The 15,497-nt window shown below is 46.2% G+C and carries 13 protein-coding genes; 8 read left to right on the top strand and 5 right to left on the bottom strand.

Features of this window, described 5'->3' with window-relative positions; genetic code table 11:
* Positions 1–774 precede the first annotated feature (774 nt).
* Genes R7Q48_RS21665 through hemC form a run of 4 tightly spaced genes read right to left on the bottom strand, consistent with a single transcriptional unit; the run spans position 775 to position 4,854 of the window.
* Positions 775–1,956, bottom strand: coding sequence for a heme biosynthesis protein HemY (locus tag R7Q48_RS21665; protein ID WP_017635979.1), 1,182 nt, complete (start codon positions 1,954–1,956; stop codon positions 775–777).
* On the bottom strand, positions 1,956–3,167 hold the full coding sequence (locus R7Q48_RS21660) for a uroporphyrinogen-III C-methyltransferase (protein WP_213961326.1): 1,212 nt from the start codon (positions 3,165–3,167) through the stop codon (positions 1,956–1,958). The genes R7Q48_RS21665 and R7Q48_RS21660 overlap by 1 nt, the downstream gene beginning before the upstream one ends.
* 17 nt (positions 3,168–3,184) lie before the next feature.
* On the bottom strand, positions 3,185–3,913 hold the full coding sequence (locus R7Q48_RS21655) for a uroporphyrinogen-III synthase (protein ID WP_042523918.1): 729 nt from the start codon (positions 3,911–3,913) through the stop codon (positions 3,185–3,187).
* A 2-nt stretch (positions 3,914–3,915) separates the two neighbouring features.
* Entirely contained in the window at positions 3,916–4,854 is a 939-nt protein-coding gene (gene hemC / locus R7Q48_RS21650) for a hydroxymethylbilane synthase (protein WP_033907277.1), read from the bottom strand.
* Between the two features lie 346 nt (positions 4,855–5,200).
* On the opposite strand from hemC, the gene R7Q48_RS21645 reads away from it, so the two are divergent.
* Positions 5,201–7,729, top strand: a complete 2,529-nt coding sequence (locus R7Q48_RS21645) for a class I adenylate cyclase (protein ID WP_053350817.1) — start codon at positions 5,201–5,203, stop codon at positions 7,727–7,729.
* A gap of 69 nt (positions 7,730–7,798) precedes the next feature.
* On the opposite strand, the gene cyaY is transcribed toward R7Q48_RS21645, so the two are convergent.
* The gene (gene cyaY, locus R7Q48_RS21640) at positions 7,799–8,113 is read right to left on the bottom strand and encodes an iron donor protein CyaY (RefSeq protein ID WP_042523922.1); all 315 of its coding nucleotides are present in this window, start codon (positions 8,111–8,113) and stop codon (positions 7,799–7,801) included.
* A 74-nt stretch (positions 8,114–8,187) separates the two neighbouring features.
* Here cyaY and lptM point away from each other — a divergent pair, with 74 nt between their 5' ends.
* The 7 genes from lptM to R7Q48_RS21605 all read left to right on the top strand — a co-directional run bounded on the left by lptM (position 8,188) and on the right by R7Q48_RS21605 (position 15,433).
* Positions 8,188–8,304 carry an LPS translocon maturation chaperone LptM gene (gene lptM, locus R7Q48_RS31735; RefSeq protein WP_005378746.1) on the top strand — a complete coding sequence of 39 codons (117 nt, stop codon included), beginning with the start codon at positions 8,188–8,190 and terminating at the stop codon, positions 8,302–8,304.
* Positions 8,305–8,365: 61 nt separating this feature from the next.
* Positions 8,366–9,619, top strand: a complete 1,254-nt coding sequence (gene lysA, locus R7Q48_RS21630) for a diaminopimelate decarboxylase (protein ID WP_033907276.1) — start codon at positions 8,366–8,368, stop codon at positions 9,617–9,619.
* 10 nt (positions 9,620–9,629) lie between these two features.
* A complete protein-coding gene (gene dapF, locus R7Q48_RS21625; RefSeq protein WP_005378744.1) occupies positions 9,630–10,460 on the top strand; it encodes a diaminopimelate epimerase in 831 nt (276 codons plus the stop codon).
* Positions 10,454–11,185: a DUF484 family protein gene (locus R7Q48_RS21620; RefSeq protein ID WP_213971082.1), complete on the top strand. Its 732-nt coding sequence runs from the start codon at positions 10,454–10,456 to the stop codon at positions 11,183–11,185. The genes dapF and R7Q48_RS21620 overlap by 7 nt, the downstream gene beginning before the upstream one ends.
* Positions 11,151–12,083, top strand: a complete 933-nt coding sequence (xerC, locus tag R7Q48_RS21615) for a tyrosine recombinase XerC (RefSeq protein ID WP_005378742.1) — start codon at positions 11,151–11,153, stop codon at positions 12,081–12,083. Before R7Q48_RS21620 ends, xerC begins: the two co-directional genes overlap by 35 nt.
* Before the next feature lie 8 nt (positions 12,084–12,091).
* The gene (gene yigB / locus R7Q48_RS21610) at positions 12,092–12,808 is read left to right on the top strand and encodes a 5-amino-6-(5-phospho-D-ribitylamino)uracil phosphatase YigB (protein ID WP_053350826.1); all 717 of its coding nucleotides are present in this window, start codon (positions 12,092–12,094) and stop codon (positions 12,806–12,808) included.
* Positions 12,809–12,946: 138 nt separating this feature from the next.
* Complete coding sequence (locus R7Q48_RS21605) at positions 12,947–15,433, top strand: EAL domain-containing protein (RefSeq protein WP_005383644.1); 2,487 nt, start codon at positions 12,947–12,949, stop codon at positions 15,431–15,433.
* Positions 15,434–15,497: the final 64 nt, after the last annotated feature.

Raw genomic sequence — 15,497 nt, 5'->3', positions numbered from 1 at the left:
GGTTGAAAGCACCGGTCTTGAAAACCGGCATACGTTAATAGCGTATCTAGGGTTCAAATCCCTATCTCTCCGCCACTATTAAGAAGCCTCGCTAGAAATAGCGAGGCTTTTTTCATTTCCGCACATCTTTATTACTCTATCTGTGCTTGCCAAAAATCAATTCCATATGCGATCTACTTTTGGACTAAGTAATATCGGTATCGGTATCGGTATCGGTATCGGTATTGGTATTGGTTGTGACGTTTTGATTTTTGCTAAGAAGTGCAGTTGCCTCTAAAGCTGTTCATCCTCACACTGCATGCTGTCCAGATAAGGTTGTTGGAGATGCTTTGTTAAGGTGTTGAACCATATATTGCCTTATTGTTCTCTTAAAGCACTACCATTGCTTCTCTAGCCCCTTTTACGGGATAGACCGAACAAATAAGCATACTCAAATAGTCACTGTTTCACTGATGTATCTTTTTGTTTTACTCAGTCTAGCGACGCGCGTGCTCTATTGCCTAAATCTAGCTACGTCTTAAAACCATACTTCTACAGGCTAAAGTTACGTATTCCTGCATCTTTTAAAATTGTTTTGGATTCTGCTGGAATGACAGGATCAGAGTGGTCAAAAGAGAAGAGGAAAGTGAAACGATAGTGAGTTGCTAGGAAGTTGAGAACTACTTGGGAGCCAATGAATTGGATAAACATATTGATGACTAAGGACTGAAGGGTTAATAGCAGGCAATAAAAAAGCCGACAGGTAAGCTGTCGGCTTGGTTAGGTCATCTTAAGTTAGTCATTCTGTACGAGCGTGAGAGCTTTACGAGAGACTTCGTGAGCGGCTTTGGTTAGATTTTGCTTCTCTAGTGTGTCTGCTAGGAATGCATAGTCAGAGACGTCAGAGCGAAGCTTTAAGGCGATCTCAAAGTGATCCTGGGCTTCTTGCCACTTCTCTTGACGGAAATAGAAGTGCGCTAATGCGCTATGGGCAGCGGCGTTATCCGGTTCTTTCTTCACTACTCCCTCTAAGAAGACCACGACAGGGTGGGTATCTGGCAGGTTTAGATCTGGCAGAAGTTGATAAAGCTCTGGGGCAGGTTGTTTTTTTAATGCTTCTTTTAGCACGGTAAAGGCTTCTGCATCAGCTTTTCGTGTGATGAGTTCTCGAGCAAAACAGGCAACGAGGTTTGTGTCTTGTTTCACTTTACGTGAGAGACTATTCCAATGGGAGATTAGCCCTTCGCTACCTTGTTGTTGCGCTACTTCATGGAGTAAGCCGCACTGCGCCTTTTGAATCAGCTCTGCATGTTCTTCTTCCGTGATGAGTTTTGCTTTGGTTAGTTGTGGCAAGAGGTCAATAAGAGGTTGCCACAACTTTAGCTGCATGTACGTTGTTTTCAGCAAGTTCAATACAATAGAGTTACTCGCATACTGACTTTTTAACGATTGCAAGGTATCGAAAGCGGACTCGAACTCGTTGTCGCGGATAAATTGTTTCGCTCGAGTCAGTTCTACTGCGAGATGGGCGTTCTCTTGTTGGCTCGCTAGCTCTAGATAGTGATCTCGTTTTGCTTTATCACCTTGGCCTTGCGCGGCTTCAGACGCAACCAAGTAGCAAAGCAGCGGCATATCGTGATGATTTGCCCAGCGAGTTACTTTCTTCTCAGCACCTTTCCAGTCACCTTCTAGAAGTTTAATAATGCCTTCATTGGTGTATCGGCGGGAATGGCGCATTTTGCGAACACTGAAGTAGTTCCATGTTGTAGAACTAGCATAAACTAACTTCTTAATCAGGTACTCAAGCAGAAAAAGACCTGCGAGTGCAGCGATAACGAAAACCACTAATGTCGTTACGCTCATCTCGATCGTTTTCTCGGCAATGGAGATGAGTACATAGCCTTGCTGACCAGAAAACTGGGTGCCAACAAATAGTCCTGCGCCTAGTACAACAAATAGGAAAATAAGACGAAACATTACTTATCCTCCATGCCTGTCATCGTTGTGACTTCACGACGTAGGCGTTCACGGATGACATCTGATAGTTGAGACTGACTTTGCAGTTTTGTTGGGTATTCCACTTGAATATTTTGCTGACTTAGTAGGTTAACCGTTTTGTTGAACTCTTTAACAGAATTATCGTTTTGGTTGAAGAAAGCTAATGCCCATTTGTCTGCTGTTTTTAGAGACGTGGTGTAAATTTCACCTTGCTCTTGGTACACCGCTTTTATTGCCGTTTCCAATTTGGCTTTGATGTTTTCTTTCAGGTAAAAGTGTTGCTCAGGAGAAAGCAGTGGAATGACGTTACCATCGCGCGTGCGGAAGGTAATGAAGTTTTCTGAAAAGTCCTTCAAAGAGGTCATTAAGTTATCTTGCCAGTTTGCGATATCTTCAGACACTTCAGTGTTTTCTACGGCTTCAGCTTCAGGTAGCAGTGCATTGGCGAGAGGGAGCTTGTCTACTTGCTGTTGTAGGGCAGTTAAGCGTAGTACCAATCCATCACGGTCAATTAGCGGGATAGTGCGAAGCTTGGTGATATCGTTCGCCATTGCTTTACGTAGTTTGACGAGACTAGGGTCATTCAGCGCTGCAATGCGTTGGTCTGCACTTTCCATCAGTTGAGTCGCGCTTTCTACATCGTGCTCTAAGAACAATTTACGGCCGGCTAATTTGACGAGGTAATCGGCTTCCGCCAATAGCCAGTCGTTTGGTCGACGACCTTTCACATCGGCAACGGCGAGCTGTAAGCTTTCAATGCTCTTCTGTTGCTGTCCAAGTACCACTTCCGCTTTGTGTGTCACGGTTGTTGCTTTCTCGATGGTTTCTTCTTGTACCCGGCTGAGCTCTTGCTTCATGGAGGCTTGAGTGCTTTCTAGCTGACTTTTTAGTTGGGCGATCTGCGCTTGGTAATCGGCTTGCTGTTGATGCAGCTTGTACGCGAGGCCACCGCCAAAAATAATCGATAAGATGATAGCGACCGTGCCTAGTTTGACACCGCGTTTGCCTTGTTTTTCTTCAAACTCGACTTTGGTTGGTTCTGCTGTTTTTGGGGGCTCGGCCGCTTGTGGTTGCTCTTTTTTAAGGTCCGCATCCTGCTGCGATGTGGTTTTTTCGACTAGCGGTGCCGATGAGGTTTCTTCGGAAAGGTTTTTATCGTTATTTTTTTGGTCGTTATTTTTACTTGTCATGCCTATATCCTGTGTAGCTAGGGCTGGAGAGCCGCCAGTAATTCTTGGTTGGATGCGCTTCCCGTGCATCTCACGCGAGTGAACCCCCTTTGAATTGCGATGTCAGCGATACGCTGACTGGGGATATACAACTCTTGTTGATTAAGCCAAGTCAATTGCTCCGACGTCAATTGGCTGCACAAATAATCCAGTTGTTCACCACTGGTGACAACAATCTGGTTAATTTGTAGGTTTTTCCATAGTGAGACACAGCTTACTGGATCGAATGGGATGAATTCTCTCTTGTAAGTCTCACTATAGTGAACTTTTGCGCCACGTCTCACCAATGCATCTTTGATCAGCTCTCTTCCGCCGTTACCACGAAGGATAAGAACTTGTTGTTGTGCCACATTGTTGAGCTCTGGTAGTCGCAATAAGTGTTCACTATCACTGACTTGGGGATAGTGTACTTTCTGTTGGGTACATTTGCTTAAATAGTGTGCTGTTTTTTGACCAACGGCAAGGTAAATAGCTTGTTTCGACCATGACATCCCGTTGCTGGCTAAGATTTGCTGTGCACATTGCACTGCATGTCGACTAACAGCGATAACAATTTGAGCTTGATGTAGATGTTTAGAGAGGTGCGTGTCCGTGAGATCGGCGACAATGTCGATCAGAGGATGGTGATATGCGGAAATGCCGTGCCTTTCGAGCAGAGAGCAAAGCGCGTTGCCTTGCTCTCCCGGCCGAGTGACCAACACTGCCATGGTTATTCGTGATCTGCGTACAGCTTAGTTAGGATTTCACGAGCGCCGTTATCTAGCAGCTCATTGGCTAGCTGCACTCCTAATGCTTCGCCGTCTTTACGATGGCCACGAATTTCACCACGCACAATTTCGCTGCCATCTGGTTCGCCAACTAATGCGCGTAGCCAAATGTTGTCGCCGTCTAGCAGGGCATAGCTGCCGATAGGTACCTGACAGCCGCCTTCTAGCGTAAGGTTCATTGCGCGCTCACACAAAACGCGGTCTACGGTGTCTTGGTGGTTAAGTGGCTCAAGCAGCTTAAGCAGTCTTTCATCGTCAAGGCGGCACTCAATACCGACAGCACCTTGCCCTACCGCTGGTAGTGATTGCTCTGGTTCGATAAAGCTACGAATGCGCTCTTCAAGCTTCAATCGTTTGAGGCCAGCCGCAGCAAGAATGATTGCATCATACTCACCCGCATCTAACTTACCAAGGCGAGTGCCCACATTACCGCGAAGCTCTTTGATGATGATGTCCGGACGATATTCTTTCAGTTGGCATTGACGGCGCAAACTGCAAGTACCAACCACGGCACCTTGAGGGAGCTCATCAATGTGGCTATAGGTATTAGAGACGAAGGCATCACGAGGATCTTCACGCTCACAAATGGTCACGAGGCCAAGGCCTTCTGGGAAATCGACGGGTACGTCTTTCATTGAGTGAACGGCGAGGTCTGCACGTCCTTCTAGCATCGCGACTTCAAGCTCTTTTACGAACAAGCCTTTGCCGCCAACTTTTGCTAGTGGTGTATCTAAAATCACGTCACCTTTGGTCACCATGGTTACTAACTCGACTTCCAAGCCTGGGTGAGCGGCTTGAAGGGCGTCTTTAACAAAGTAAGCTTGCCATAAAGCAAGAGGGCTTTTTCGAGTTGCAATGCGAATCGGTGTGGATTGTGTCATGATTTTCTCAATGCTGTTTGGATTTGGGTTTATCCTACCATTCTCATCAAGAAATGCTTACTGTTAGTTCGTTATCTCTGAAGGCTATGAATGGAATTACATGACGTTATGAAAATAGTGTGACTGGATTCTCAATTAGACTAAGGACTATTATTAGTAATAGGTAATAAGAGCGACACTACCGCGCGATTAATTTTGTGACTAAAGTATGGTTTTGTATCCAGAGTGATACGCGGGCGTGAAGCTTTACCCGCACCAATAAAAGTGTTAAATTGATCACGTTTTTAAGCCATTTTGGTTTAAAACGTCAGCAGATTTTCGTGATTGTTCAACCAAGGAATTCCCCTTGCAGGCTTACACCCAAAAAATCATCCAGCGACTAGATAATTTGAATCAGCAGCGAGTTGATCGCGCGCTGGCGCTTATGGATTCGCAAAGCCAGCAAGTCTTCCATTTGATTCCTGCCTTGTTGAACTACAACCATCCTGTAATTCCTGGCTATTATGATGCCGATGTCCCGTTTGGTGTGCATGGGCTTGAACTAAATAGCATTCAGCAACAATTCATAGATGATATTCAACTTGCCATTGGTCAGCCGCTCAAGACGGTAGAAAAGCCCGCTATATTGGGTTTGTACACCATGGGCAGTACCTCCTCGATTGGTCAAAGTACTTCCAGTGATTTGGATATTTGGGTGTGTATCTCACCAGAGATGGATTGTGACGAACGCGAGTTATTGACCAATAAATGCCTACTCATCACGGATTGGGCACAAAGCAAAGGCGTGGAAGCGAACTTTTTCTTAATGGATAAAGAGCGCTTTAGAAGCAATCATTCTGAGGAGATGACAGGTGATAACTGTGGTTCATCTCAGCACTTACTTTTGCTAGATGAATTCTATCGTAGTGCGGTGCGTATTGCCGGACAGCGTTTGCTATGGCAAATCGTGCCGCCAGAAATGGAAGAGTGTTACGACGAGTACGTTTCTCAACTTTGCAGTGATGGTTACATCGACTGTAGTGAATGGATCGACTTTGGTAAATTGAACTGCATTCCTGCTGAAGAATACTTCGGCTCGAACTTGTGGCAGTTATACAAAAGCATCGACTCTCCCTACAAATCGGTATTAAAAGCCATCTTGCTAGAAGCTTACTCGTGGGAATACCCGCATACTCAATTGTTAAGCATCGACACTAAACGTCGTTTCTTTGCCCATGAGCCTGATCTCTATGGCATGGATGCGTACTACTTAATGTTGGAAAAAGTAACCCGTTACTTAGAGCGAATTCAAGACGATACACGTTTGGATTTAGTGCGTCGCTGTTTCTATCTCAAAACCCATGAAAAACTATCTCGTGAGCCGAATGTTGGCTCAGTAGCTTGGCGTCGTGAAGCGCTGAGCGATATGATTGCAAAATGGAATTGGGATGCCAGTGTCGTTGCAGAGCTCGATGACCGCCGTAATTGGAAGGTTGAACAAGTGAAGGTGGTACATCATGCATTGCTGGATGCGTTGATGCAAAGCTACCGTAACTTGATTCAATTTGCGCGTCGTAACGACATCACTTCTGCTATCAGTCCGCAAGACATCAGTATTTTGGCCCGTAAACTTTACGCGGCTTTTGAAGTATTGCCGGGCAAAGTAACGTTACTAAACCCACAGATTTCACCTGATCTGCACGAGCCTGACTTGAGCTTTATCGAAGTGAAAAAAGGGGGAGTGAACAAGTCTGGTTGGTACCTCTATAAACAACCACTTATTGCGCACCGCATTTTGGGGCAACCATATCTAGAGCATCATGAATACTTGAGTAAGTTGGTTGCTTGGGCATTCTTCAATGGCTTGATCACTGAATCGACTCGTTTACATGCCGTGGTACGTGAAGCGCAGCTAGATATTGATAAGTTTTACCAAATGGTGAGTGACTTACGAAATACTTTTGCGTTGCGTAAGCGTCGTCCATCTATGCAGGCGCTAGCGAGTCCTTGTGAAATAAGCCAGCTTGCGATGTTCATCAACTTCGAAAATGATCCGACGTCTGAACTTTCTGGTCGTTCGTTGAAAGTGGATGTTAAGAACACCGATATTTTTAGCTTTGGTCCAGAACATAAAAATTTAGTCGGCAGTGTTGACCTTGTTTACCGTAATTCTTGGCATGAAGTGCGTACGCTGCATTTCAAAGGGGAAACGGCGATGCTGGATGCACTGAAAACCATTTTGGGCAAAATGCACCAAGATGCGTTGCCACCAGAATCAGTGGATGTGTTCTGCTATGCGAAGAACATGCGTGGTGTGATGCGCAATATGGTTTACCAGCTTTTAGCTGAATGTATCGACTTACGCTTGAAACCAGTAGAGCAAGAGAAACGTCGCCGCTTTAAAGCGATGCGTCTTGGTAACCAGACTTATGGGTTGTTCTTTGAACGTCGTGGTGTGTCGGTGCAGAAGCTAGAAAATTCCATCGATTTCTACCGCAGCATTTCTACTAACAAACTCAAAGGCTCGCCGCTGTTAATGCTCGATCGTGAGCAAGAATATCAAATGCCTGAAGCGGTGGATGGGTTTGCCAGTGAAGGTCTAGTGCAGTTCTTCTTTGAAGATAACGAAGATGGCTTCAATATTTATGTGTTGGATGAGTCAAATCAAGTGGAAGTGTATCACCAATTTAGTGGCTCCAAAGATGAAATGATTTCGTCTGTAAACAGTTTCTACACGTCGGTAAAAGACGATAGTCGCGTCGCGTCGAAGTTTATTAACTTTAACCTGCCTCAGTACTATCAAATTATTCACCCTGAAGAGGGGAATGCGTATATCATTCCTTACCGTAATGACGGTTGTTCACCGAGTCGCCCGACCAAAACTGTGAATGCGTAATTAAACCCGTATCAATAAACAAAAAGAGCACTTCGGTGCTCTTTTTGTTTTGGTGACGATTGACCAGAATTATGCCCAATCAATGGTTTCGCCTGCGTGCTTTTCACACTCTTGCTTCACCATTTCAAATAGCTCCATACCCGTTTTTGAGCAGGTCCATTTACCTTCAATAAGCTTGAAGTGGAAACCACCAGATTTGGACGCTAGCCAGATCTCATGCATCGGCTCTTGGCGATTAATGATGATTTGGCTGCGGTCTTCAAATTCCAATGTCATTACGTTGCCAGTGACTTCGTAATCAATGTCTGCGCCTGAATCATCGATGGATTCTTCGATGATTTGCATCTGCGCATCCACCAGTTGATGAAATTCAGTATCGTTCATCCGTCTATCCTATTGCTTTTCCTGAGTGTGGTGCGATTATAGGGGGCATTGATTCAATAATCACGATATGCGAAATGAAAAAATTAGTTACTGTGTTGTTTGTGATGGTTGCCGCGACCTTAGCGGGGTGTGGTCAGTCTGGCTCACTATACATTCCAGATGACACTCAACAGAATGAGCAATCACAATAAATAACCGCACCTTAGGGTGAAATTAGGGTTCAGCAGTCGAATAAAATAAGGGAAGCGAATTTTGGATTACTTCAACTATCAGGATGATGGCCAGCTTTGGGCCGAAGACGTCCCACTTCAAGCTCTTGCAGAGCAATATGGCACTCCTCTTTACGTATATTCTCGAGCCACGCTAGAGCGCCATTGGAAGGCGTTTGATAGTGCTGTGGGTCAGCATCCTCACCTAGTTTGCTACGCGGTGAAAGCCAACTCAAACTTAGGCGTATTGAACACGCTAGCGCGTTTGGGATCGGGTTTTGACATCGTGTCGGGTGGTGAACTTGAGCGTGTGATTGCCGCAGGCGGTGATCCGAAAAAAGTCGTTTTCTCTGGTGTTGGTAAAACATCGGCAGAGATGAAGCGCGCTCTTGAGCTAGGTATCAAATGTTTCAACGTTGAATCTGAGCCAGAGCTAGAACGTTTGAACAAGGTTGCGGGTGAGCTTGGTGTGATTGCACCAATTTCTCTTCGTATCAATCCAGATGTCGACGCGAAAACACACCCTTACATTTCGACTGGTCTTCGCGACAATAAATTCGGCATTGCGTTTGATCGTGCGCCAGATGTTTATAAATTCGCGCAAAGCCTGCCGAACTTGAATGTGCAAGGCATCGACTGCCACATTGGTTCTCAGCTGACCAATATAGACCCATTTATCGACGCGACAGACCGTTTATTAGCTCTGATTGATGATTTAAAAGCACAAGGCATTAACATTCGTCACCTTGATGTCGGCGGCGGTTTGGGTGTGGTCTATCGTGATGAATTACCACCTCAGCCTTCTGATTACGCCAAAGCGTTACTAGGCCGTCTTGAAAATCACCAAGACTTGGAGCTGATCTTTGAGCCAGGCCGTGCAATTGCTGCGAACGCAGGTATCTTGCTAACGCGTGTTGAGTTTTTAAAACATACTGAGCATAAAAACTTTGCGATTATCGACGCTGCAATGAACGACTTGATGCGTCCTGCGCTATACCAAGCATGGCAAGATATTGTGCCAGTTTCACCGCGAAAGGGTGAAGCTCAGACTTACGACTTGGTTGGTCCTATTTGTGAAACCGGCGACTTCTTGGGTAAAGATCGCGCACTCGTTTTGCAAGAAGGTGATCTACTCGCGGTTCGTTCAGCAGGTGCCTATGGTTTTGTGATGTCTTCGAACTACAATACTCGTACCCGAGCAGCAGAAGTGATGGTGGACGGTAAACAAAGCCACTTAGTTCGCCAGCGTGAGGAGCTGACCAGTTTGTGGCAGCTGGAACAGATTCTACCGGAGTAACACACAACAAATGCATTTCCACTTTTCCAAAATGCACGGTTTGGGCAACGACTTCATGGTCGTCGACTGTATTACCCAGAACGTGTTTTTCTCGCAAGACCTGATCCGCCGCTTGGCGGATCGTCATACTGGCGTTGGTTTTGACCAATTGCTTGTGGTAGAGGCCCCTTACGACCCTGAAACCGACTTCCATTATCGGATTTTTAATGCCGATGGTAGTGAAGTTGAACAGTGTGGTAACGGTGCACGCTGTTTTGCCCGCTTTGTTCGCTTGAAGGGGCTGACCAATAAATACAGCATCAGCGTGAGCACCAAGAAAGGAAAGATGATTCTTAACATCGAAGATGATGGGGAAGTGACGGTCAACATGGGCGTGCCAGAGTTTGAACCGAACAAAATTCCTTTCAAAGCGAAGCAAAAAGAGAAAACTTACATCATGCGAGCAGGCGACAATACCTTGTTTTGTGGTGCTGTGAGCATGGGTAACCCGCACGTAGTGACCGTGGTCGACGATGTGGATACGGCAGAAGTGGAAACTCTCGGTCCGCTGCTTGAGTCGCATGAGCGTTTCCCAGAGCGCGTCAACGCTGGCTTTATGCAGGTGATGAGTCGTGACCATATTCGTCTTCGAGTTTATGAGCGAGGCGCAGGAGAGACACAAGCTTGTGGTAGTGGTGCATGCGCGGCAGTCGCGGTTGGGATTCTGCAGGGCTTGTTGGATGAAAACGTTAAGGTTTCTCTACCTGGTGGTGAATTGCGAATTGCATGGCAAGGTCCTGGCAAGCCGTTGTTTATGACCGGACCTACAACGCATGTATTTGATGGTCAATTATCTTGCTAGTTGAAGAAAAAGGAAACGGTTTGTCTCAAGTAGAAGCAGATGCCTTAACGGCTGAAGTAGTGGCCGAGTACCTCAAAGATCATCCAGACTTTTTTGTGCAACGTCCGGAGCTTGTGGATCGTTTATCTTTCCCACACTCAGACTTAGGCGCGGTATCTTTGGTGCACATCCAAATGAATCGTCAACGTCAGCGCATTGAAGAGTTAGAGGAAGAGATCACTACACTAATGTCGCTTGCGGCGAACAATGATCGCACCTTTTACGAATTTATGGATTTGCAGGCGCAGATTCTAAAGTGTGGTGACTTTAAACAAGTCATTCATTCTATCGAAGAGAAAGCCAAAGCATTGGGCTTACGTGCGTTTGTTCGATTGTTTAGTCAATGCGACGCATCGATTCAATTGAGTAAGGAAAGTTATCAACGCTTTGCGACCACTCACTTAAATGGCAAAGATGCGTACTTAGGACGTCTTCGCAAAGTGGATCGTGAAGCTTTGTTTGGCAACATGGAAGTGCCGGAAATGGGGTCCTATGTGGTACTGCCGCTCGTGAAACAGCAAACACTGGGCGTGCTTGCTTTTTCTAGTGAAGATGGCGGCCATTTTCAGCCAGATATGGATACCTTGTTTTTGCGTCACCTATCATTAGTAGTGGCACATCTCGCTCAAACACTGGTATGGCAAAGTTACGATGACGACAACTCCCAACACTCCTCTGCCAAATAGTCTGCAAAAGCCTCTTGAGCGCTTCTATGAATTCTTACGAAGCGAAAAGGGGCTTAGCCTACATACTCAGCGCAATTACAAACAGCAGCTAGAAACAATGGCGCAGCACTTAGCTGAAATGGGGCTCAAAGATTGGTCTCAAGTGGATGCTGGTTGGGTGCGCCAATTAGCAGGTAAGGGCATGCGAGAAGGCATGAAAGCCAGCAGTTTGGCAACGCGCCTCTCATCGCTGCGTAGCTTTTTCGATTTCCTTATTCTGCGTGGCGAGATGTCGGCTAACCCAGCCAAAGGGGTTTCAGCACCTCGCAAAAAACGCCCGTTGCCCAAAAACCTCGATGTTGACGAAGTGAGCCAATTACTTGAAGTCAACGAGGACGACCCGCTGGCTGTGCGCGATCGCGCCATGATGGAGCTGATGTATGGCGCCGGCTTACGTTTGGCTGAACTGGTGGGTGTGGATGTACGTGACGTACAACTGCGTAGTGGTGAGCTTCGTGTTATTGGTAAAGGCGATAAAGAACGTAAAGTGCCGTTCTCTGGGATGGCAACCGAGTGGGTCGGGAAGTGGTTACGCGTTCGTGGTGATTTAGCCGCTCCAGGTGAGCCCGCCTTGTTTGTATCTAAGCTCGGAACGCGTATTTCGCATCGTAGCGTGCAAAAGCGCATGGCTGAATGGGGGCAGAAACAGTCTGTCGCAAGCCATATTAGTCCGCATAAATTGCGTCACTCATTTGCGACACATATGCTCGAATCAAGCAATAACTTACGTGCGGTGCAGGAGCTTTTAGGGCACGAGAACATTTCGACGACCCAAATCTACACGCACTTGGATTTCCAACATTTGGCGCAAGCCTACGACCAAGCCCACCCACGCGCACGCAAAAAGAACGGGGAGTGAGCCGAAGTATGAAATTTTATCGCCGTATCGAGCCTATTAAGGCAATGACCTTTGACCTAGATGATACCCTCTATGACAACTATCCTGTGATCGTTCGCATGGAGCGTGAGTTGCTATCTTGGCTCAAGCACCATCATCCAGCGGTTGCTCATATGAACAAAGCGGATTGGTTTGCTCTCAAACAGCGAGTTGTGCAGCAACAACCCGAGCTGAAGAGCGATGTCACTTTATGGCGTTTAGTGCAACTTCAGCAAGCCTTCTCCCAAGTAGGCTACGACGAAGACGCAGCACATGCCGCCGCGAAAGCCGCAGTAGACGTTGCGTTGGACTGGCGTAACCGTTTTGAAGTGCCGCAGCAAAGCCTCGATGTACTGGAGGAACTCGCGCAGCACATCCCGTTGGTAGCAATCACCAACGGTAATGTGGATTTAGACCGCATCGGTCTTACGCCTTATTTCCAACAGGTACTTAAAGCAGGACCAGATGGATTGGCGAAACCCGCAACCGATATGTTTACTAAAGCGAAGCGATTCTTGGATATTCCTGCGGAGAATATTCTGCATGTCGGTGATCATCTAACCACGGATGTGCATGGTGCAAAGTTGGCTGGTTTTGCAGCCTGTTGGTTTAATGATATGAATAAAAATGTCATTAACCATTCAAAAACACGTACTTTACCTGATATTGAAATCAATAGTTTGCAGCCGTTACTCACACTTTTTTAATTGCTTTCGCATTAATCCATTCTAATCTCATTTTGTGTCTAGAAAAGCAGCGCAAAGCCACGTAAATTATTCTCTATTAAATAAAAACAGTAACGCCACACGTCGTGGTGAAGATAGTGTTACGGCAGTGGTAGGTCCATGCGAGCTTTTTCAAAACTGGTTCACGATGTCAGTCAACTGAATGACTTTTTAGTCACTTTTCCGACTTCCTCAGATAAACAATATTTAGTACAAATATTGTCGACGCAATCGCGCGAAATTACGACCACACTTGCAGACGCCGTTTTGTCGTCGCTGCCGAATGCTCATGTTATGGGGCATAGTACGCGTAATGTGATTCTGGAAGGGGAGATATTTACCTCTGGTTGCCTAGTGAGTGTGATTGAATTTGAGCAAACCACGCTGACTTCTGCGGTACAAACATACTCTTACTCCCCTGACATTGATGGCGGGGAGCTCAAGCGCTCTCTTCTAATGCAGCATAATTCACAGGTGATCCTCAGCTTTGCTGTGCAAATTGAACGACGTGACTATCCCTTGTTTCAAACCTTCGCCAGTGAAGAAGTCGTGATTTCTGGAGGGTTGGCGCAGAGTATTGACGATGGCTGCTGGGTGCTATATCAAAACCGAGTTTACGATAATGCCGTGGTTGCCGTAGCTTTGCACAGTGATACTTTGAAGCTATGGACTGATGCGTATTCGGAATGGAACCCGATTGGCATGCCACACAAAGTCACTCATGCAAAAGGAACGCGCTTGTATTGTTTAGGTGAGAAGAAAGCGCTGGACGTATACAAGCGTTACTTGGCGGATGGCCATGACGTGACGCTGAGTCAACTGCTCAGCTTTCCTTTGTATCGAGAAAGCTTAGGGCGAAAGGAAGTTTGTACGGTAACGGAGCTACACGCTGATGGCAGTATGAGCTTCGACAGGCCCTGGTGTCTTGGTGACGAAGTGCAATTTTGCTATAACCATCCCTCGTTAACGCTCGAGCAAGTGCGGCATGGTGTGGTTGAGTTAGCCATGCACCAACCTGAAGTCGTGATGATTTTTAACTGCGCGTCACGGTTAGACTTTATTGACAGCAGCGACGAAGTCCAAGCCTTCAAAGATATTGCGACGACGTTTGGTAGTTACTGTATGGGGGAGCTGCATGGTGGTATTGGTCAGCCCGAAATTCTTCATCACAGCCTGACGTATTTAGCGATGCGAGAGGGAGACGAAGTGCAAACATTGAACTTGCCTAAGTCGCCCGTTAGCTCCTCTATTTCACCGTTGTTTAGCTTGATTCGAAATGCGATCGGCGATCTCAACCATATGAACGCACATATGGGATATCAACTCGATCGCCAAACGCGCAAGTTACAAGAAAGCTATCGACGCGACAGTCGTACGGGGTTACAAAACCGGGTCGCATTGCAAGAGCGGCTGAGTAACATCGATTTGGATGAGCATTTGTTGACTCTAAAGCTACTTAACTTTAGTCATATCAACGAAAAATACGGCTACCGAGTGGGAGATCAATTACTCAAAGATCTCTCAATGCACTTTACGAATCGACTACGAAAGCGTTTCGGCATGCCAACGGCTTTGCAGCTTTATAGTATTGGGGTTGGTGAATGGGCGTTCATATTTAAAGCTGATCAAAGCAGCGAGACCATCAAACAGCACTTTACGCGTTTTGCTGACGCGGTAGAACAAACTAATTTTGAGCCAATTGGCCTACGTGAAATAGATTATCTTTCTATCTCGCTATGCGGCGGCTTAGTGAGTCGTCGAGACTTTCCATCCGCTTCAGTGGATGAGCTCTTACTCAAAGGCATCGAAGCGAGGCGCTCTGGTGTACGCAGTAATACCCATATCTGTAATGCGAAAGATATTGAAGTCAGTGAGGATGTGCGTAAAGAGCAACTTGGATGGCTAAGTTGCGTCAGTAGAGCCATTCTCAAACAGAATATCATCACTTATAGCCAACCTATTGTGCATGCGGGTAGCCACAAATTGGCAAGCCAAGAATGTTTGGTTCGTATTCTGGAAGCCGATGGAACGGTGATTGCGCCAGGGCGTTTTCTGCCAATTATCTCTGATACGCATCTTTACACTCGACTAAGTCGGCACATGATTCATTCTACGTTGCATTATATGCGAGATAAGCAAGGTGACTTTTCTATAAACTTATCGCCGCAAGATTTGCTCAGTGATAAAACTTTAATGCTTTTAGAGCATGAAATTAGCCAGCTAAATGACCCAAGGCGAATTGGTTTAGAAGTGCTGGAATCTGAGCAGATCAAAGACTACGGCCGAATGATAGAAGTGTGCAGTCATTTTAGAAGCTTAGGGGCGCGTATCATTGTTGATGACTTTGGGTCCGGCTATTCGAATATCGATGAAATCCTGAAGTTGGAGCCAGAAGTCATAAAGCTCGATGGCAGCTTGATTCGTGATATTGATAAAGACTTAAAACAGCGCAAGATCGCTTCCCAGTTGGTGCGTTTGTGCCAGGTGTTTAACGCGGAGACGGTGGCGGAGTTCGTCCACAATCAGGAGGTGTGTACCATTGCACAAGACATGGGGGTGGATTATTTGCAGGGTTACTATCTTGGCGAGCCGACTCGACTGTTTTAATGATGTTTCACGTGAAACTTCTTGTCGTAAAAAACGCAGCGTAGGCTGCGTTTTTTGTTTGGTT

The sequence above is a fragment of the Vibrio sp. 378 genome, assembly GCF_033339435.1.
Note: the sequence above shows the minus strand (reverse complement) of the source record. Positions and strands in the feature narration are given on the sequence as shown.